At 53.5% G+C, this 19,055-nt stretch carries 15 protein-coding genes and 1 pseudogene; 4 read left to right on the top strand and 12 right to left on the bottom strand.

Annotated elements, in window-relative coordinates; genetic code table 11:
- Positions 1-24: 24 nt before the first annotated feature.
- Both treY and treZ read right to left on the bottom strand, forming a co-directional pair.
- The gene (gene treY, locus H2P46_RS04895; protein ID WP_193404078.1) at positions 25-2,559 is read right to left on the bottom strand and encodes a malto-oligosyltrehalose synthase; all 2,535 of its coding nucleotides are present in this window, start codon (positions 2,557-2,559) and stop codon (positions 25-27) included.
- A complete protein-coding gene (gene treZ / locus H2P46_RS04900) occupies positions 2,556-4,343 on the bottom strand; it encodes a malto-oligosyltrehalose trehalohydrolase (protein WP_193404079.1) in 1,788 nt (595 codons plus the stop codon). Before treZ ends, treY begins: the two co-directional genes overlap by 4 nt.
- A 314-nt stretch (positions 4,344-4,657) precedes the next feature.
- Between treZ and H2P46_RS04905 the strand changes: the two genes are divergently transcribed.
- The 4 genes from H2P46_RS04905 (at position 4,658) to pdxY (ending at position 7,970) form a co-directional block, all read left to right on the top strand.
- Positions 4,658-4,975 (top strand): MliC family protein, encoded by a 318-nt coding sequence (locus tag H2P46_RS04905; RefSeq protein ID WP_193404080.1) that lies wholly within the window; start codon positions 4,658-4,660, stop codon positions 4,973-4,975.
- A 14-nt stretch (positions 4,976-4,989) separates the two neighbouring features.
- Positions 4,990-5,646 (top strand): pyridoxamine 5'-phosphate oxidase, encoded by a 657-nt coding sequence (gene pdxH, locus H2P46_RS04910; RefSeq protein WP_193404081.1) that lies wholly within the window; start codon positions 4,990-4,992, stop codon positions 5,644-5,646.
- A gap of 136 nt (positions 5,647-5,782) precedes the next feature.
- Entirely contained in the window at positions 5,783-7,057 is a 1,275-nt protein-coding gene (gene tyrS / locus H2P46_RS04915; RefSeq protein ID WP_193404082.1) for a tyrosine--tRNA ligase, read from the top strand.
- Positions 7,058-7,109: 52 nt separating this feature from the next.
- Positions 7,110-7,970, top strand: a complete 861-nt coding sequence (gene pdxY / locus H2P46_RS04920; RefSeq protein ID WP_193404083.1) for a pyridoxal kinase PdxY — start codon at positions 7,110-7,112, stop codon at positions 7,968-7,970.
- Between the two features lie 29 nt (positions 7,971-7,999).
- Here the strand turns inward: pdxY and gstA are convergent.
- From gstA to rsxA, 10 genes and pseudogenes are all read right to left on the bottom strand, one after another.
- Positions 8,000-8,604: pseudogene (gene gstA / locus H2P46_RS04925) on the bottom strand (glutathione transferase GstA).
- A gap of 137 nt (positions 8,605-8,741) precedes the next feature.
- On the bottom strand, positions 8,742-10,238 hold the full coding sequence (gene dtpA / locus H2P46_RS04930) for a dipeptide/tripeptide permease DtpA (RefSeq protein WP_193404084.1): 1,497 nt from the start codon (positions 10,236-10,238) through the stop codon (positions 8,742-8,744).
- Between the two features lie 975 nt (positions 10,239-11,213).
- A complete protein-coding gene (locus tag H2P46_RS04935; RefSeq protein ID WP_193404085.1) occupies positions 11,214-11,942 on the bottom strand; it encodes an HPP family protein in 729 nt (242 codons plus the stop codon).
- Between the two features lie 284 nt (positions 11,943-12,226).
- On the bottom strand, positions 12,227-12,862 hold the full coding sequence (nth, locus tag H2P46_RS04940; RefSeq protein ID WP_193404086.1) for an endonuclease III: 636 nt from the start codon (positions 12,860-12,862) through the stop codon (positions 12,227-12,229).
- Positions 12,859-13,563, bottom strand: coding sequence for an electron transport complex subunit E (locus H2P46_RS04945; RefSeq protein ID WP_193404087.1), 705 nt, complete (start codon positions 13,561-13,563; stop codon positions 12,859-12,861). The genes nth and H2P46_RS04945 overlap by 4 nt, the downstream gene beginning before the upstream one ends.
- A complete protein-coding gene (gene rsxG, locus H2P46_RS04950) occupies positions 13,556-14,188 on the bottom strand; it encodes an electron transport complex subunit RsxG (RefSeq protein WP_193404088.1) in 633 nt (210 codons plus the stop codon). The genes H2P46_RS04945 and rsxG overlap by 8 nt, the downstream gene beginning before the upstream one ends.
- 3 nt (positions 14,189-14,191) lie before the next feature.
- Complete coding sequence (gene rsxD / locus H2P46_RS04955; RefSeq protein WP_193404089.1) at positions 14,192-15,250, bottom strand: electron transport complex subunit RsxD; 1,059 nt, start codon at positions 15,248-15,250, stop codon at positions 14,192-14,194.
- Positions 15,251-17,809, bottom strand: coding sequence for an electron transport complex subunit RsxC (gene rsxC, locus H2P46_RS04960; protein WP_193404090.1), 2,559 nt, complete (start codon positions 17,807-17,809; stop codon positions 15,251-15,253).
- On the bottom strand, positions 17,802-18,380 hold the full coding sequence (gene rsxB / locus H2P46_RS04965) for an electron transport complex subunit RsxB (RefSeq protein ID WP_193404091.1): 579 nt from the start codon (positions 18,378-18,380) through the stop codon (positions 17,802-17,804). The genes rsxC and rsxB overlap by 8 nt, the downstream gene beginning before the upstream one ends.
- Positions 18,380-18,961, bottom strand: a complete 582-nt coding sequence (gene rsxA, locus H2P46_RS04970) for an electron transport complex subunit RsxA (protein WP_193404092.1) — start codon at positions 18,959-18,961, stop codon at positions 18,380-18,382. The genes rsxB and rsxA overlap by 1 nt, the downstream gene beginning before the upstream one ends.
- Positions 18,962-19,055 lie beyond the last annotated feature (94 nt).

Genomic DNA, 19,055 nt, shown 5'->3' on the forward strand with positions numbered 1-19,055 from the left:
TCTGATTTTCATTATTCTGCAACATCATCCACTGCGGAGTATGACTGACGAAAAATGCCCGATGTCAGCGACGTTAATCCGGTCAGTCAGGCACACCTCATTTCCGCTGAGAATATCGTGATAGCGGCGGTTTGCGAGCCGTTCTGGCAGCGCTATTTCCGTCTCTGTCCAGCATTTTGTTGGCTCGGTAATAAGATGCTCATCAATAACGTTGAGGACGAGGCGTGGAACAATGACAATCAGCATCTCGTCGTTTAACACCCGTGCAAAGGCAATAAGATTTTTCGCTCTCTTGCCAGAAGCGGCAAGCGGCAAATAGTCGCCCTGGCGAAACAGGAGTGGCGCTGCCTGACGGCAATGCAGGAGCACGGCGATGACATGCTGCTTAAGCTGCCCGTTCCGCCAGTCCGCTTCGGTGGTGAAATCTGGCTTTCCTGGCCCATCCAGTCGCTGTGCGAGCAGGGCAAAATCTGGCTCACGTCGGTTATCGGGATCGACGAGGCTGAAATCCAAAGCCTCGCTGCCCTGATAAATATCCGGTACGCCTGGGGCGGTCAGTTTGATGATTGTCTGCGTCAGACTATTGATTAACCCCGCACGGATAAAGCGTTGCAGTGCATCGGTAAAATCCACCAGAAAAGCCATATTAGCTGGCGAGAGCAGGTAGCGGACATAGTCGAACACGGCCTTTTCATAGGCATCGTTGCTGTCCCCCCAGTGAGTACGCAGCTTCGCTTCCCGCAGGGCTTTTTCTATATACGTAAGAAATCGCTCTTCAATCGCCTTTAGTCCCGCCTCGTTTTCTGGCTGGAGCGCTGGCGGCCAGACGCCAGCCAGCGCCTGATACAGCATCCATTCCACCGCCGGTTCGGGTGCCGGGCCATCGTCAAGGATCGTCACTCTGCAATGATTCAGTTGACGCCAGCGCGTAACACACCCGGCCCAGTGCTCCGGCGCTTCGGTGAGCGTATAAAGGCGTGCGCGGGCGTCTTCGCCACGTTTGGTATCGTGGGTTGAGGTGCCAGAAAGGGCATCCGGCTGCTGTTTAAGCCGTATTTGCATCGCCGTATGAAAACGCGCCAGCGAGAAATCGTGCGGCATGGGATCGGCACCGACTTCATTTAACGCCAGCGCCATATGCTGACGGAAAAAAAGCGTATCTTCCACGGATTTTGCCATCAACGGCCCGGTTAACTGCTGGAATCGGCTACGGAAAATTGCCGCTTCGCCGACAGCGGCTGGAGATAATTCGCCAGTGAGAACGCGGATAAGAAAATCGAGCGCGGCGGGATCGGGGGCATTCGCGCTGCTCCGCACTTTGTCAGTGATGTCGTTCAGCCTCTCAAGGTCGGCAGCAGGCAAACCCGCCACCGTGCCATAAGTGCGGTAAACCGGAAAGGCGACCAGCAACTCGCGCAGAGCCGCCCGGATGGCGCGTTCGTCCAGCGTGATGCCCTCGGTTTTGGCGATAGAGAGGGCGAGCTTCAGGAGCGTGGTAAATTCTCCCTCGAAGTGTTTATCTGTCATCAAAAGTTTGGCTGTCCGCAGTTCAGCCGCCCTGTCTACCGGTTTGCCCACCACCTTGTTATAAGCCGTGCGCAGAACTGTAATGCGTTCGCCATCGACCAGCGCATCGGAAAGCATCGCGATGAACTCGTAACCGGTGGTGCCGGAAACCGGCCAGTCAGCAGGCAGATGCTCACCTTCGCCAGGAATTTTCTCGACCGTGATATAGCAATCCGGTCCGGTTTGCTGACGGAGACGTTCCAGGTAAGCTTTCGGGTCAGCGAGTCCATCCACATGATCCACGCGCAGCCCATCAACCGCGCCGGAATGAACGAGTTCAAGGATCAGCCGATGCGTGTCGTCGAAAACGGCGTTGTCCTCGACCCGCATACCAGCAAGACCGGTAATCTCAAAAAATCGACGATAGGAAAGATCGCGTGGTGCATCCCGCCAGGACATCAGTCGATAGGGCTGGCGGTCATGCAGTTCAGCCAGCGCCGCCTTATCGGTGATGTTTAGTATTGCATCCTCCCGGCCTTGCCAGGTTTCGGGAGCCAGCGGGTAGAAGCTTTCAAAACAGGCGAAAGCTGGCCTGGCCGTTTTCGGGTCAGGCTTGACGACAATGTCGCCATTTTCCAGCACGTTTTTAAAGTTATCGCCGAGAAAAGGCAGCGTCAGTCGGCGTGACCAGTCGATGTCGAAATGTCGGGCATAGCGGCTATTCGCTCCATTTTCAACAACGTCGTGCCACCACGCATTTTCCAGCGAAGCGGCCATATGGTTCGGCACGATGTCGATGATCAACCCGAGCCCTGCTTGTTTCAGTGCCTTCACCATGCGATCAAAACCGGCACGGCCGCCAATGGCAGGCTCGATTTCGTTGGCATCGGTGACGTCATACCCGTGTGTCGAGCCAGAAGTCGCGGTGAAAATCGGCGAGGCATAAAGATGACTGACGCCAAGCCGCTTCAGATAAGGCACAAGGCCAGCCGCGCGGTCAAAGGTCATGCCGTTGCGAAACTGAATACGGTAGGTAGCGATTGGGATCTTCACATTGCATCTCCTGCGGCAAGGCGGACGATAATGGCATTCTGCGGCAGATCATGGCCCGCTTTTGGCCAGGCGAAAATTGTTGTACCGGACTGATCGGGAAGCGGCTGGGTGGTTTCGCCAATATTGAGCGCCATTGACAGCGTGCCTTGTGGAAAAGTCCAGGTCACAGCGAAGAAACCTTCCGCGCTCTGTACAATCTGGCCTGTATTTCCGCCCGCCGTCGCAAGCAACGGCACGATACAGATCTGACGCAGCGCCAATAGCTCACTGGTGAGCGCCAGCCATGCTTTACCGTCATCGCTGTCCTGTTTTTTCCAGTCAAGCTTTGACATCTCAAAAGTGCTTTTAGCATTCGGGTCAGGCACGCTTTCGTCTTCATGACCGGCGTGGCCTGCGAACTCCTTTGCGCGCCCCTCGCGCACGGCGTTGGCGAGTTCGCCGTGAAAATCGGTAAAAAACAGGAAAGGATGTGTCTCGCCATACTCTTCACCCATGAAAAGCAGCGGAATATGCGGTGATAACAGCAGCGAGGCGAGCAGAACTTTGGTGCGGTCAGCGCCCGCCAGTTCGATCAGCCTTTCACCCTGAGCGCGGTTGCCGACCTGGTCGTGATTCTGGATGAAATCGACAAAGGCAACCGGCGGCTGGCGGGTGCTTGTTACGCCGCGCTTTTCGCCTGTCTGTGCGGAAACTTCGCTCTGATAGGCGAAACCTTCTGTCAACGTGCACGCAACCAGTGTTTCTGGCTGGTGGGCAAAATCCTGATAATAGCCATGCGTTTCGCCCGTCGCGAAAACATGAACGGCATTGTGGAAATCATCATTCCATTCGCCGGTGAAAAGCGGCACGGAGCCGTCTTTTTCGCGCGGATGCAGAAAGGTAACGTTGCGGCTGTCCTCGGTTGTCAGATGGATTGGTCGGTTGGTGATCCCGGCGCGAATGCGCTCGGCAATCTCGATCAGCACATGTTTGTCGGCGTTGTCCTCAATCTGGTCGATGGCGTCGAAGCGCAGGCCGTCAAGGTTGAACTCTTCCAGCCAGTACAGCGGCGCTTCGACCATATAACGGCGCGTCGCATCAACGTCGTAGGCAATGCCCGCACCCCAGGGCGTCATCCGCTCCTGATGAAAGAAATCCGGTGCCAGAAGCGGCAGGTAGTTGCCTTCCGGGCCAAAATGATTAAGCACAATATCAAGCACGACCGAGAGGCCATAACCATGTGCAGAATCGACAAAAGCTTTAAAATCATCCGGTGTACCATAGGCGGAGTGCGGCGCGTAAAGTAGCACGCCGTCATAACCCCAGCCGCGGCTGCCGCCAAACTGCGCAAGAGGCATGACCTCGATCATCGTGATACCGAGTCCGGCGAGATAAGAGAGTTTGTTGATCGCCGCCTGAAAAGTGCCTTGCGGCGTGAAAGTGCCAAAATGCATCTCATAGATGACCGATTCTTCCCAGGGGCGCCCGCGCCACTCACTGTTCTGCCAGACGTAGCGAGTAGGATCGATGACGAGAGAAGGGCCGTTAACCGCTGTTTTTTGTCCGCGTGAGGCGGGATCCGGCACTACCGTGCCGTTGGCGAGAACAAAATTATACTCCGCACAGGGCATAACCTCCGTTACCCGCAGCTCGAACCAGCCCTCACCGCATGGGCGCATTTCGGTGTCTTTGCCGGAAAGCCGGAGTTGCACGCTGTCCTGGCCAGGCGCCCAGAGACGAAAGCGAACGGTGTTATCGGACACATATTCCGCCCCCCAACTTTTAAAAAAAGATTTGGATTCCACTCTTTTGCCTCATTTAATGACCCAGAAGTGAATAATGGACGTCATCGCGCGGATCGTGTGCCGGTGATGGTAGAAAAATCATAGTCTATTACGTAAGAAGTGATGCACCGCGGTGAAAGGGCCGCACTTTTAAGCGTTCGTCGGTGAGGGTGGAAGGCACCAGCGTGCAGGAAAACAGTCCGTCCAGTCCCGCTTTGCCTGCTTAATGTTTTCCGTTTCGTTTTGCAACGCTGGGCCTGTTAACCGTGATTCTGACTTACTTCAACAGAATTCCTACTTATAATGCTCATTACACTCGCTAAGGAGATGCTTTTATGTGGAAAAAGTTAACTGTTGCCGCCGCGCTGCTTCTGTCAGGTTGTAGCCTGATGCACAAACAGGGCGAGCAGCCAAAAACAACGCTGCATTACCGTTGTGGCACCATGCCACTGACCGTCACGCTGGATACTGCTCAGCAGCAGGTGAGCTTTATTATGGATGGCAAGCCGTTAACGCTGAAGCAGACCGTCTCCGCTTCGGGATCACGCTATAGCGACGGAAATTATGTGTTCTGGACAAAGGGTAACGGCGCATTTATCGAACGTAATGATAAAATTGTCGTCAACGATTGTGAGCTATCACCTGCCAATTAATTTGAGTCATTATCATGAGCGATAACGCTACTTTTCACGCTATTTCCCATCTGCGTCGTGAATACACGCGCGGCGGATTACGCCGGAAGGACTTGCCAGACACGCCCCTGGAGCTGTTTGAACGTTGGTTAAAACAGGCTTGCGAAGCCCAGCTGCCCGATCCTACTGCGATGACGGTCGCGACGGTAGATGAAGGCGGCCAACCTTATCAACGCATCGTGCTGCTTAAACATTTTGATGCGCAGGGGATGGTGTTTTACACCAATCTGGGCAGCCGCAAAGCGTTGCAGCTAGCGAATAATCCCCGCATTGCGCTGCATTTTCCGTGGCACTTCCTTGAGCGTCAGGTGATGGTGTTAGGCGAAGCCGAAAAACTGTCGCCAGTGGAGGTGCTGAAATACTTTCACAGCCGTCCGCGGGATAGCCAAATTGGCGCCTGGGTTTCGAAGCAGTCCAGCCGTATTTCAGCGCGTGGCGTGCTGGAAGGTAAATTTCTCGAACTTAAGCAAAAGTTCCAGCAGGGCGAAGTGCCGTTACCCAGTTTTTGGGGCGGTTACCGGGTGAAATTTCATACCGTTGAGTTCTGGCAGGGCGGCGAGCATCGTCTTCACGATCGTTTCATCTATCATCGCGATGGCGATGGCTGGAAAATCGACCGACTCGCCCCTTAAACGGCTTTTTCTCGCCTTTCAGCGCTGGTACAGAAGTCGCCAGCGCTTTATGCTATAGCCCTCATTTTTTGGTTCCGCAACTCAGCGGAAAGCTGTGTACCAGCATAGGTGCAGTCTGATCAATTTGGAGTCAGTGATGACCAGCAGTAACCTGATACAACAATTGCAAGAGAGGGGTCTAATCGCCCAGGTGACGGATGAAAACGCGTTAGTAGAGAAGCTGGCGCAAGGGCCAATTTCGCTCTATTGCGGCTTTGATCCCACTGCTGACAGCTTGCATTTGGGCCATCTGGTTCCGCTGCTCTGCCTGAAGCGTTTTCAGGACGCCGGTCATAAGCCGGTCGCGTTAGTCGGCGGGGCGACCGGGCTAATTGGCGATCCGAGCTTTAAAGCCGCAGAGCGTAAACTCAACACCAGCGACACCGTGGGTGAATGGGTTGAAAAAATTCGTAAGCAGGTCGCGCCATTCCTCGACTTCGACTGTGGCAGTAACAGCGCCATCGCCGCCAATAACTATGACTGGTTTGGCAGCATGAACGTACTGACTTTCCTGCGTGATATTGGCAAACACTTCTCCGTGAATCAGATGATCAACAAGGAAGCGGTAAAGCAGCGCCTGAACCGTGACGATCAGGGGATCTCGTTCACCGAGTTCTCTTACAATCTGTTGCAGGGCTATGATTTCGCCTGCCTGAACGAACTACACGGTGTGTCACTGCAAATCGGCGGTTCCGATCAGTGGGGTAACATCACCTCTGGTATCGATCTGACGCGCCGCCTGCATCAGAACCAGGTGTTCGGTTTAACCGTTCCGTTGATTACTAAATCAGATGGCACCAAGTTCGGTAAAACCGAAGGCGGCGCGGTATGGCTGGATGCGAAGAAAACCAGTCCGTACAAGTTTTATCAGTTCTGGATTAATACGGCAGATTCTGACGTGTATCGCTTTTTGAAATTCTTCACCTTCCTGAGCATTGATGAGATCAATGCACTGGAAGAAGAGGACAAAAACAGCGGTATCGCGCCACGCGCACAGTATGTGCTGGCCGAGCAGGTTACCCGTCTGGTTCATGGCGAAGAAGGGCTGGCCGCTGCCAGACGAATTACCGCCAGCCTTTTCTCTGGCTCGGTAAGTGACATGACTGAGGCTGATTTCGAGCAGCTGGCGCAGGATGGTATGCCAACTGTCACGCTTGGCGCTGATGACGATCTACAGCAGGCGCTGGTAAAAGCGGAGCTTGTGCCCTCACGCGGCCAGGCGCGCACCATGATTAATTCCAATGCCGTCGCGCTGAATGGTGAAAAGCAGGCTGATGCCGAATACCGCTTCAGCGAAACTGACAAACTGTTTAACCGCTATACGCTGCTGCGTCGCGGTAAAAAACATTACTGCCTGATTAACTGGCAGTAAGCTTGCAGGGCCGGTTTTCGGCCCTTTTTTATGGCAGGGCTTACAGGTCAAAATGAAAAATATTCTTGCAATCCAGTCACACGTTGTTTTTGGTCATGCCGGTAATGCGGCAGCTGAATTTCCGATGCGTCGTATGGGCGCAAACGTTTGGCCCTTAAATACCGTTCAGTTCTCGAACCATACGCAGTACGGTCACTGGACCGGCACGGTGATGCCAGCCACACATTTGACCGACATCGTTAAAGGCATTGCCGACATTGATCGGCTTAAAACCTGTGACGCGGTGCTGAGCGGCTATTTAGGCTCGGCCGAACAGGGCGAGCAGATCCTGGAAATTGTCCGTCAGGTAATAGCGGCCAATCCTGATGCCTGGTACTTCTGCGATCCGGTAATGGGTCACCCGGAGAAAGGCTGTATCGTGGCGCCCGGCGTAGCGGAATTTCACTGCAAAAAAGCCTTACCGGCCAGCGATCTTATCGCGCCCAATTTGCTTGAACTTGAAATGTTAAGTGAACGCACTGTCATCAGTGTGGAGTCGGCTATAGAGGCCGCGCGGGCATTGATCCTACAGGGTCCGAAAGTGGTGCTGATCAAGCATCTGGCACGTGCAGGCCGTCGTAGCGATCGCTTTGAAATGTTGCTGGTGACAGCCGATGAGGCCTGGCATATCAGCCGTCCGCTGGTGGACTTTGGCGTACGTCAGCCGGTCGGCGTGGGCGACTTAACCAGCGGCCTGCTGCTGGTAGATCTGTTGCATGGCAAATCGCTACAGGATGCGCTGGAACACGTGACAGCCGCTGTGTACGAGGTCATGCTGAAAACCCATGAAATGGGTGAGTATGAACTGCAACTGGTGGCGGCGCAGGATGCGATTGCACAACCGACGCAGCATTTTGCCGCCGAGAGAAGTTAATATACAGGGCCGAATTCCGGCCCTGATCCTTAGCTCAAACCTTCTGCTTTTAATGCTGCCTGCACCGCAGGGCGCTCTTTGACCCGGTTAAACCATCCTTCCAGCGCATCCAGCTGAGACAGATCTAACGCGATCGCTTTCGCCCAGCGGGTGACGACAAACAGATACGCATCGGCCACGCTAAAACGTAACCCCATCAACCACTGTTTGTCTCGCAGCGCATCATCAACATAACTGAATTTGTTCTCCAGCTGTGCACGCAGCAGCGTTTTATAATCCTCTGGCGTATCAGGCTTGAATAAGGGCGAAAATCCTTTATGTAACTCACTGCTGATATAGCTTAACCATTCCAGCGTGTGATACGCGTCAGGCTGCCAACCGGCGCCAGTAAGTGACGATCAGGCTTTAAATCTGCCAGATACTGTACAATCGCCACGCCTTCGGTCAGAATCGTCTCATCGCTAAGTTGTAACGCGGGAACCTGACCTTTTGGATTAATTTGCCAGTAATCTTCTCCACGCTCGGTCAGTTTCTTCGCTAAATCGACATTGACCTGGGTAAAGTCGTGTCCGCATTCACGCATAACAATATGGGGGGAAAGCGAACAGGCGCCGGCTTTGCAATAGAGTTTCATGATATGGCCTCTGGGTTGGGACGACAGGATAATTGCATAATAAATCGTCAGTGCAGAATTGCCAGTGAAGATGCGCAGGGATGTTCAGCGCCAGTAAAAAAGCCGGGCATCGCCCGGCTAAGTAAAAGCAGTAGCAATTACGCTTCGGCTTTTTTCATTTTTGGTGGCGGCGTTTGCGTCATACGATTCAGCAGGGGAGCCGTAACCAGCATCAGTACCGCGATAACCGCAGTAGCCATACCAATCTGTTGGAACACTTTGCTGTAGGTGACGAGCGAAATCAGAGGATCGGTAACATTTTCCGGCACTGCCATCAGGTTCGCGACTTTACCGGCGATAACGGCTGCACCGGCTGTGGTCAGGAACCATGAACCCATGATGAAGCCCATCAGACGTTGTGGCACCAGCTGCGCCACCATGGCCAGACCCAGACCGGAAATCATCAACTCACCGATACTTTGCAGCGCGTAGCTCAAAATCAACCAGTTCACTGAGACGATACCGGCATCATTGGCAAATTTCGCACCGACTGGCAGTACCAGAAACGCACCGGAACACAGCACCATGCCAATAGCAAATTTATGCGGCATTGGCAGCTTATCACCCAGCTTGTTATATACCGCGGCCAGAACCGGGCTGGCCAGCATGATCCAGAACGGATTCAATGCCTGAAACTGCTCAGGTTCAAATGTCAGACCGAAAATGGTGTGTTCAACATTGCGAATGGCGAAGAAATTCAGCGAGGTGGGCATCTGCATATACAGCACAAAAAAGACGATTGCCTGCACCATTAAGATAAAGGCAACAATCATTTTGCGGCGTGCAGCCCCGTGTAGTGAAAACGCTTCCTTCGCAAAAATCAGGACAATACCCAGCGCCACCACGCCCAGTACCAGACGTGCGATACTTTGGTTATGTAGCAGCCAGGTGGCTAGGGCGATCAGCAAGACTACACCAACCAGCGTCATTATCAGCTTGCCCACCTGTAACGGTGCAAAATCTGGCTTAGAACCAAAATTTTTCACCATACGTTTGCAAAACAGGAAGTTCAGCAGCGTGATAACCAGGCCTACCACCGACAGCGAAAATGCTACGCTCCAGCCATATTTAGCCGCCAGCCACGGTGTCAGCATCATTGAGAACAGCGAGCCGATGTTGATCGACATATAGAACATGGTGAAGGCACCATCGAGGCGCGGATCGTTTTTCTCATAACAGGTAGAAAGCAGCGAGGACGGGTTAGCCTTGAACAGTCCGCTACCCACGGCGATGGTTGCCATACCAACATAGACGGTACTTACATGGTGACCCGAAAACGCCACCAGCGCGTAACCCAGCGCCAGAACCAACACGCCTAAAACAATGACACGCTTGGTGCCGAGAACTTTGTCTCCTAACCATCCACCAATCGCTACCAGGCCATAAACCAGGGCGCTGAAAGAAGAGAACAGGGTGATGGAGTCAGATTCGGACATACCCAGCTGCTTAACCAGGTAAACAGCCATAATGGCTTGCAGGCCGTAGAAGCCAAAACGTTCCCATAACTCAATCGAGAAGATGAGATAGAACGCTTTCGGCTGTTTGAACGCGTTGAGGCTGACAGCCTCTTCAGTGTGTTTGTTTGCAGTTGACACGTGTACCTCAGTTTTTACATACCCTGTTTCGTGACAGGAATTAAGTCCGCGTCATGAACGACGTTCATGCGCAACATTGTTATTAGAAGTGAAAAGCGGCGCCTAATTTGGCTGATTAAGGACAGCAGGGCAAGAGATTTTTGTCTGCTGTAATATCTGTCAGCTCGGGGTTAAAAAGCCGAGTGTATTTTGTTAAGCGGTTTTTAATTCCATAAAAAGCCATTATATCAGGATAAAAAGTGAAAATTACGATACTTGTAGGATTTAAGTGGAATTAACTGCTATTCATGCGACCGGCAGTTTTATTGAGTGAGAAATGGGTTATTAAAAGAAAGAAAAACACGGATAAGCTCAATAATTAGACATTTTGACTTTATAATGACCTGTTATGGGCAGGCATTGTTCGAAAATCACGCTCTACATGATCAACGCCACAAATCCATGATTTAATTAATAAAGAAAAAGAAGAAAGCGTTTGCGCAGATGCCATCGGCCTGTCAAACAATCAGATTAACCATGTTTTAAAGGATAAAAACCGGAAAGGCCCCCCTGGCGGGGAAAATGATCGGTCGATGCTAATGAAACCTGTTTTTAACAGGCGTGAATGGCAAAATTTCTCTCCCTTGAACAAAAAATTAACGCATCCGTAACCTACTCAGCTCGCACGCTTATCGTATCAGTTTGCGTGATGAGGCGGTGTCTGGAGCGGAACATGCTGTTGTTAATGCCTATACGCCACTAAACAGAATTAAGGTTCTCACGGCAATTTTGGCAGCAGCTCCACATTCAGCCACCACGCGCAGGCGGAAAAATTTACGTAGCGGGTGGCGTTGAACTGACCGATCACCGTGCTTTATTCTGGTTCAGTCAGCACGCCCCGCGCGACAGCACAAAGCTGTCACTAAGGATGATTGCCTGAATGCAGGTGCCGCTCGCGCTATGCTGGCTTAAAAAGCCAGCATAGCGCCGTGTTGTTTAGCTGGCCTGTTTAAACTGACGCCGCAGGGCAATCATTTCGGCACGTTGCACCAGCGCTTGCAGATCGTCTTCATCAATATCCAGTAATTCACCGCTTTGCAGCGCCTCGTGAAGATCGCTCTGCGTCAGGGCGACAGGCAACGCGATGGGCTGCGGCTTACTCTCCTGGGGAGCTAGCGGGTGTGGATAACGCCGTCCTGAAAGATTGTTAAAAATAATCGCCAGTAACGCCAGGGTGACCGAGTTTAACAATACCGGTGTCAGAACAAACTGATAACCGAGATGCTGCACTGTCGGACCACCCAGGATAGCGGTAAGGGCCACCGCACCACCAGGCGGATGCAGACACCGTAGCTGAAACATCAGTACGATCGCTACGCAGGCTGCGATACCGCAGGCTATAGCAGAGTTGGGCACCAGTAAGCTCACGCTAATACCAACCAGCGCAGAAAGCGTATTGCCACCAACCACGGACCAGGGCTGAGCCAGTGGGCTGGCCGGTACGCCAAACAGCAGCACGGCCGATGCGCCAACCGGTGCGACAAACCATATATTCACTTCGCCGAGTAACCAGTGGCTCAACAAGCTGGTCAACGCAAGGCCACTGCCTGCGCCAATACCGGCCAGGATAATTTGCTGCCTGTTTACCGTCAAAGGATGGGGCCAGAGACGCATTAAAAAGAGACGGGTTTTATTAAACCAACCCGTATGCAGTTGTTCGTTCATTTACTCGTTCACCGATCCATAACATTTTCTTATTTTTGGGAAGGCAATTTTCTATTATCAACAAAGATGTAACAACCCCAAAAAAGTCATGTTTTACTCTTTATCTCTGTTATGCCTAAAAAATGCTTAATGTTTAGGGGGGACCGACGGGCATTGTGCCGTAGTTAGCGGAATGGATGAACGCCGCCGGAATAACCACCGACGGTCTGCGGAGAAGCAACAGGGGCGGGAAAGGAGAGGAAGGTAAAAGAGGCAAATACAATGCGCCACGGCTGGCTTTCGTTTTACGTCTCAGTTTTCTCTGAATACTCGCATAGATCTTCAATCAGGCACGAGCCGCAGCGAGGCTTACGGGCGACGCACGTATAGCGGCCATGCAAAATTAACCAGTGATGGCAATCCACCTTAAATGCCCTGGGTACGACTTTAAGTAGTTTATCCTCGACCTGCTCGACATTCTTACCGGGGGCAAAATTGGTGCGATTACACACGCGGAAAATATGTGTATCTACCGCAATGGTCGGCCAGCCGAAAGCCGTATTTAAAACGACATTGGCCGTTTTCCGTCCCACGCCTGGCAAAGCTTCTAGCGCCGCACGGTCTTCAGGTACTTCACCGCCGTGTTGTTCAAGCAGAATACGACAGGTCTTAATAACGTTCGCCGCCTTGCTGTTAAACAGGCCGATAGTTTTAATGTATTCCTTCACGCCATCCACGCCCAGCGCCAGTATCGCTGCCGGGGTGTTTGCCACCGGGTAAAGCTTCGCGGTAGCCTTATTGACGCTCACATCGGTGGCTTGCGCTGATAATAAGACCGCAATCAGCAGCTCAAACGGCGAAGAAAAGTTCAGTTCAGTGGTCGGGTGCGGATTGTTTTCCTGCAAACGACTCAGAATTTGTATGCGTTTGGTCTGATTCACACCACTTTCCCGGTATTGCCTTGCAGTTCAGCCTGTGCGGCTTCTTCCGCACGACGCGCTGCACGCTGCTTCATTTTTTGGTCAATGACGTATTTAGCCGCCAACATCATACCCAGGCCAATAAAAGCGCCCGGCGGCAGCATTGCCAGCAGCATGGGCGAATCGAAATGGACGACCTCAATACGCAACGATTTGGCCCAGGGACCGAGCAACTGATCGGCGCCGTTGAACAATGTGCCGTTGCCAATGATCTCACGCATCGAACCCAGTACCACCATCGCGCAGGTTGCGCCCATGCCAATGGCAAATCCATCCAGGGCCGCCAGCGGAATACTGCTTTTCGAGGCGACCGCTTCGGCGCGGCCTACCACGATGCAGTTAGTCACAATCAGTGGGATAAAAATACCCAGTGACTGATACAAGCCATATGCATAAGCGTTGATCAACATCTGAACGCAGCTCACGACCGATGCGATGATCATGACATAAATGGGAATACGAATTTCTGATGGCACCCAGCGGCGTGAAGCAGAAATAGCGCTGTTAGTGATGGTTAATACCAGCGTGGTCGCCAGGCCAAGGCCGAGGGCATTCGTCGCCGTGGATGTTACCGCCAGCAGCGGACAAAGCCCTAACAGTTGCACCAGCGCCGAGTTATTTTTCCACAGCCCGCCAACCAGCAGGTTTTTAGCTTCACTCATGTGCATCTCCACAGTCGGGTAGCGAAGAGAGTTTCCCTGGAAGGGTTTCAATCAACAGGGCGGTACGTTTGGTCGCGTTGACCACCGCACGTGGGGTGATCGTGGCACCGGTAAACTGATCAAACTCGCCACCATCTTTTTTAACGGCAAAATTTTTGTCATCAGCACCGTGAACGACTTTGCCATTAAAGCTGTTAATCCAGTCTGAAATGCGCAGTTCGATTTTATCGCCGAGACCGGGTGTTTCATGGTGTTCCACCACGCGCACGCCCAGTACCTTGCCATGAAAGTCTGCACCCACCAGCATTTGAATAGCACCAGAATAGCCGTCTGGCGCAGTGGTCTCAAGTGCGGCAGCAACAGGCTGATCGCCTTTACGGGCTAAATAGAGGCGATGAGGTTTGTCATTACCAAGCGCGCTATTCGTGACAACGTAACATTCTTGCTGAATGGCATTGTCATACATGTCAGCTGGCACCACCTGATCAAGCAGGTTCTTTTGTTGCAACTGGGCCTGTTGCTCCACGGTTGGTTTAGTGACAGTATTAACCACGGCCGTTAAGCCGGTGGTGATTGCCGCAAAGATTGCCAGTGTGACGCCGTTTTTACGAATTGTCTCCAGCATCGCTTATTCCTTGTGATGGCCGTAGACGCGCGGCTGGGTGTAGTAATCGATCAGCGGTACGCAGATATTAGCCAGTAATACCGCAAAGGCTACGCCGTCAGGATAACCGCCAAAACTCCGAATCAACCACACCAGCACGCCAATCAGCGCGCCATAAATCAGTCGGCCCCGGTTGGTTGTTGATGCGGTAACCGGATCGGTTGCGATAAAAAATGCACCCAGCATGGTTGCGCCAGATAATAAATGAATCATTGGGCTGTTAAGTGAGTCGGGTGAACAAATCCAACCGAGGGTGGCGCAGAATGCCAGCGCTGCCAACATCGCCACCGGAATATGCCAGCGAATGGCATTTTTCCACAACAGGAACAGGCCACCAGCCAGATAGCCAAGGTTAATCCATTGCCAGCCAAGACCTGCCAGTAAGCCGCTATAAATCGGTTGTGCCAGCAGCTGATCGGCGCTATGTCCGGCACGCAAGCCTGTTTTAAAGGTATCAAGCGGCGTGGCCTGGCTTACGCCATCTGCCCCGAGCTGCAACTGTTGCAGGGTATCGCCCGCTAACGTATGGCTGGTAAACACCATGCTAAGTGAATCAAGCAGGCTGGGTTTGATAACCTGCAGCGCATCGGGCGGCATCCAGCTGGTCATCTGTACCGGGAAAGATATGAGCAGCACCACGTAGCCAACCATGGCTGGATTAAAGGGATTTTGCCCCAAACCGCCATAAAGCTGCTTAGCAATCACAATGGCAAATACGGTGCCAATGACCACTAACCACCAGGGGGCCAGCGGCGGCAGGCTGATACCGAGCAAAACCGCCGTCAGCAACGCTGAATTATCAGCCAGGTGAGTCGCAACTGGCGCTTTGCGTAACCGTAAAATGATTGATTCGGTGAGCCACGCGGTGATCGTAGCCAGAATGACCTGTAACAGGCTGCCATAGCCAAAAAAATACCACTGAGCAGCAAAGCCGGGGACAGCTGCCAGGACCACCAACAGCATGATGTTGCTCGTGCTGCGGCGGTTGTGGGTATAAGGGGAACTTGCAATACGAAAAGCCATTTATTCCTCAAACGTCGATGTCGACTGCGCTTTACGCGCTTTGGCACGAGCAATGGCAGCGGCAATAGCCGCTTTGCGTGCATCTTCGGGTTGATTAAGTTCAGGCGCTTGTTCAGGTTCTGAATGAGCGTTGTTAGCTTGTTCTTCTGCCTGCTCAGCTTGCTCGACGTTAGCACGAGCGCGGGTGGCCATTTCGGCAGTGGCACGTACCTCTTGCTCTGCTTCTCTAACGGCTTCGTCTGTTGCTGCTTCCCCGGCATTTTGTCGCACCGCCGCTTTCTTCGCTTTTGCGCGAGCGATAGCCGCGGCCACTGCGGCTTTGCGTGGATCTTCCGCTACGGCTTCAGCCGGTTCAGCATCGACTGGTTTTTCTGCCGGGGCGTCAGAGACCACCGCTTTCTTCGCTTTTGCGCGAGCGATAGCCGCGGCCACTGCGGCTTTGCGCGGATCTTCCGCTGCGGCTTCAGCCGGTTCAGCATCGACTGGTTTTTCTGTCGGGGCGTCAGAGACCGCCGCTTTCTTCGCTTTTGCGCGAGCGATAGCCGCGGCCACTGCGGCTTTGCGTGGATCTTCCGCTACGGCTTCAGCCGGTTCAGCCGTGACCGGTTTTTCTGTCGGGGCGTCAGAGACCGCCGCTTTCTTCGCTTTTGCGCGAGCGATAGCCGCGGCCACTGCGGCTTTGCGTGGATCTTCCGCTACGGCTTCAGCCGGTTCAGCCGTGACCGGTTTTCCTGCCGGAGCGTCAGAGGCCACCGCTTTCTTCGCTTTTGCGCGAGCGATAGCCGCGGCCACTGCGGCTTTGCGTGGATCTTCCGCTACGGCTTCAGCCGGTTCAGCCGTGACCGGTTTTCCTGCCGGAGCGTCAGAGGCCACCGCTTTCTTCGCTTTTGCGCGAGCGATAGCCGCTTTGACTGCGGCTTTGCGCGGATCGTCGGCCTGTCGACTCAGCGCCTGTGTTTCTGCCTGCGTTTCGGCCTGACGCAGACGTGCCTGCGCATGACGCGCTTCACGCTGGGCTTCCAGCACGGCGTCATCTGTTTCGGTGTCCTGCTTCGCTTTTATACGTGCTTTCGCCGCTGCCAGCTCGGCGTTATCACTACGTGCCACACGCTGTTTGGCTTCAACATGGCGGGCTTCACGCGCCAGCTTTTCGCGCTCAAGCCGTGCCTGACGCGCCTCAAAGCGCGCCTTAGCTTCCAGCGTACGCTTCGCTTCAAGATCGATGGCGCGCAGCTCTGCCTTTTCCTGGCGGTAATATTGCACCAGCGGAATATTGCTTGGGCAGACATAAGCACAGGCACCGCACTCGATGCAGTCATCAATATGATGAGCTCGGGCTTTATCGTGATCGCCGCCCTGGCTGTACCAGTAAAGCTGCTGCGGTAGCAGCTTAGCGGGACAGGCATCAGCGCAGGCCGAGCAGCGAATACAGGATTGCTCTTCGCTGTTATCGCCCATTTCACGGCTGGACGGAGCCAGCAGGCAGTTAGTCATTTTAACGACTGGCACATCCAGCGATGACAGGGTAAAGCCCATCAGCGGCCCACCCATGATGACCATCTGACGCGGCGCCGGGCAGAATCCAACCTGGTGCAACAGATGGCTGATGGGCGTGCCGAGGCGACACCAGACATTGCGCGGTTGCGCAATGGCTTCGCCGGTCAGCGTTACCACGCGTTCGGTAATGGGCTCGCCGTTAATAATGGCGCGTTTGACCGCCCATGCGGTGCCAACGTTTTGCATCAGCACGCCAATATCGGTTGAACGTCCGCCATGCGGTACTTCCATGCCGGTCAGAATTTTCGTTAACTGCCTGGCGCCGCCCGACGGATATTTGGTTGGAATTACGCGAATCTGTAAATCACGCTCGTTACCAAGGGCTTTTTTCAGCGCGGCAATCGCCTCCGGTTTATTATCTTCAATCCCGATCAACACGCGCTCGGCCTGCAGCACCCATGCCAGTATGCGACAGCCTTCCAGCACTTCGGTCGCGCAGTCCTGCATCAAACGGTCGTCGGCGGTGATGTAGGGCTCGCACTCGGCAGCATTAATAATCAGCGTGTTGATCCCGCGCAGGCCGCCCTTCAGCTTGGTGGCAGTGGGAAACCCCGCACCACCTAACCCGGCAACGCCTGCATCATGAATGCGCTGCACAATTTCTGCTCGCTCGTGTTGCCGGTAATCGGGCAACGGATTGAGCGGCATCCAGCGATCTTCGCCATCCGGCGTCATGAAAATGCACAGCTCAGACAAGCCGGATGGATGGGCGGTCATATGCTGACCAATCTCTTCAATGACACCCGATGTCGGCGCATGTACCGGTAACATCCGCCCGTTGCCAAACGTCAGCGGCTGGCCGCGCAGCACCTTATCGCCGGGCGAAACGCAAATTTCGCCTTCATGACCAATGTGCTGCTTCAGGGGAATGATAAAGCGGTGCGGCAAGGGCAGTTCGCTCAGCGGCGTGCCATTGGACTGGGTTTTCATTTCAGGTGGATGAATGCCACCCTGAAAATCCCAGACCTTATCTTTTTTAAAAAAATTCAGAAAATTAAGCATGACTCTCAACCGGGATCACCCGAACAGGAATGGTGTCGAGATCCCATTTCCAGTTGGCGGTAGTGGTGGCCACTGGACGAATTTCAATGCAGTCGGTAGGACAGGGCGCGACACACAGATCGCAGCCGGTGCAGACGTCGCTTAACACGGTATGCATAGCGCGCGTGGCACCAACGATCGCATCAACCGGGCAGGCCTGTATACATTTGGTGCAGCCGATACAGTTTTCTTCATCAATCCACGCGACGGTGCGTACCGGCGCTTTGGCTTCTTCATCGCCATCAATGGGTTGAGGATCAACGTTAAGCAGCGCAGCCAGTTTGAGCATGGTCTGCTCGCCGCCAGGTGCGCATTTATTGATGGCTTCACCGTTATTGCCCACGGCATCTGCGTACGGACGACAGCCCGGATAACCGCATTGGCCGCACTGACTCTGTGGCAGGACCGCGTCAATTTGTTCAACAATCGGATCTTCTTCTACCTCAAAACGGCGCGAGGCATAGCCCAGCAGGGCGCCAAAAACCAGACTGAGAGCACTTAATACAGCAATTGCTATCCAAATCGCGGTCATCAGAATTTCACCAGCCCGGTAAAGCCCATAAATGCCAGCGCCATCAGGCCTGCGGTAATCAGTGCAATCGAGCTGCCTTTAAAGGGCGTGGGCACATTAGCCAGCACCAGACGCTCGCGCATGCCCGCAAACAGCACCATCACCAGCGAAAAGCCGAGCGAGGCGCTAAAGCCGTAAAGCGCGGCCTGGAGAAAAGTGTGATTGAGGTTAACGCTCAATAGCGGAACGCCAAGCACTGCACAGTTGGTGGTGATCAGCGGCAGAAAAATACCCAGCAGGCGATACAGCGACGGGCTGGTTTTACGTACCACCATTTCAGTGAACTGCACCACCACCGCGATCACCAGGATATACGCCATCGTGCGTAGATAAACGAGATCGAGCGGCACCAGAATAAGGTGATTTACCAGCCATGCACAAATCGACGCCAGCGTAATAACAAATGTGGTGGCGAGTCCCATGCCAATTGCCGTTTCCAGTTTTTTGGAAACGCCCATAAAGGGACAGAGGCCGAGAAACTTCACTAACACGAAGTTATTCACCAGCACTGTGCCAACAAAGAGAAGGAGATAATTGGTCATTTTTTCGCCATGAATTCAGAAAGCGGCTTATTATCAGGGATAAGACAATCTATCTCAACTCCCACACCCCATCGGGCAGGTAAGACCGCACTCA

The sequence above is a fragment of the Mixta mediterraneensis genome (assembly GCF_014946725.1).
In the GTDB taxonomy this organism is placed as follows: domain Bacteria; phylum Pseudomonadota; class Gammaproteobacteria; order Enterobacterales; family Enterobacteriaceae; genus Pantoea; species Pantoea mediterraneensis.

Coding starts and splice junctions, on each gene's coding strand:
- H2P46_RS04905 (WP_193404080.1), top strand. CDS start 4,658: ATGTGGAAAAAGTTAACTGTTGCCGCCGCGCTGCTTCTGTCAGGTTGT.
- pdxH (WP_193404081.1), top strand. CDS start 4,990: ATGAGCGATAACGCTACTTTTCACGCTATTTCCCATCTGCGTCGTGAA.
- tyrS (WP_193404082.1), top strand. CDS start 5,783: ATGACCAGCAGTAACCTGATACAACAATTGCAAGAGAGGGGTCTAATC.
- pdxY (WP_193404083.1), top strand. CDS start 7,110: ATGAAAAATATTCTTGCAATCCAGTCACACGTTGTTTTTGGTCATGCC.
- H2P46_RS04935 (WP_193404085.1), bottom strand. CDS start 11,942: ATGAACGAACAACTGCATACGGGTTGGTTTAATAAAACCCGTCTCTTT.
- H2P46_RS04945 (WP_193404087.1), bottom strand. CDS start 13,563: ATGAGTGAAGCTAAAAACCTGCTGGTTGGCGGGCTGTGGAAAAATAAC.
- rsxG (WP_193404088.1), bottom strand. CDS start 14,188: ATGCTGGAGACAATTCGTAAAAACGGCGTCACACTGGCAATCTTTGCG.
- rsxD (WP_193404089.1), bottom strand. CDS start 15,250: ATGGCTTTTCGTATTGCAAGTTCCCCTTATACCCACAACCGCCGCAGC.
- rsxC (WP_193404090.1), bottom strand. CDS start 17,809: ATGCTTAATTTTCTGAATTTTTTTAAAAAAGATAAGGTCTGGGATTTT.
- rsxB (WP_193404091.1), bottom strand. CDS start 18,380: ATGACCGCGATTTGGATAGCAATTGCTGTATTAAGTGCTCTCAGTCTG.
- rsxA (WP_193404092.1), bottom strand. CDS start 18,961: ATGACCAATTATCTCCTTCTCTTTGTTGGCACAGTGCTGGTGAATAAC.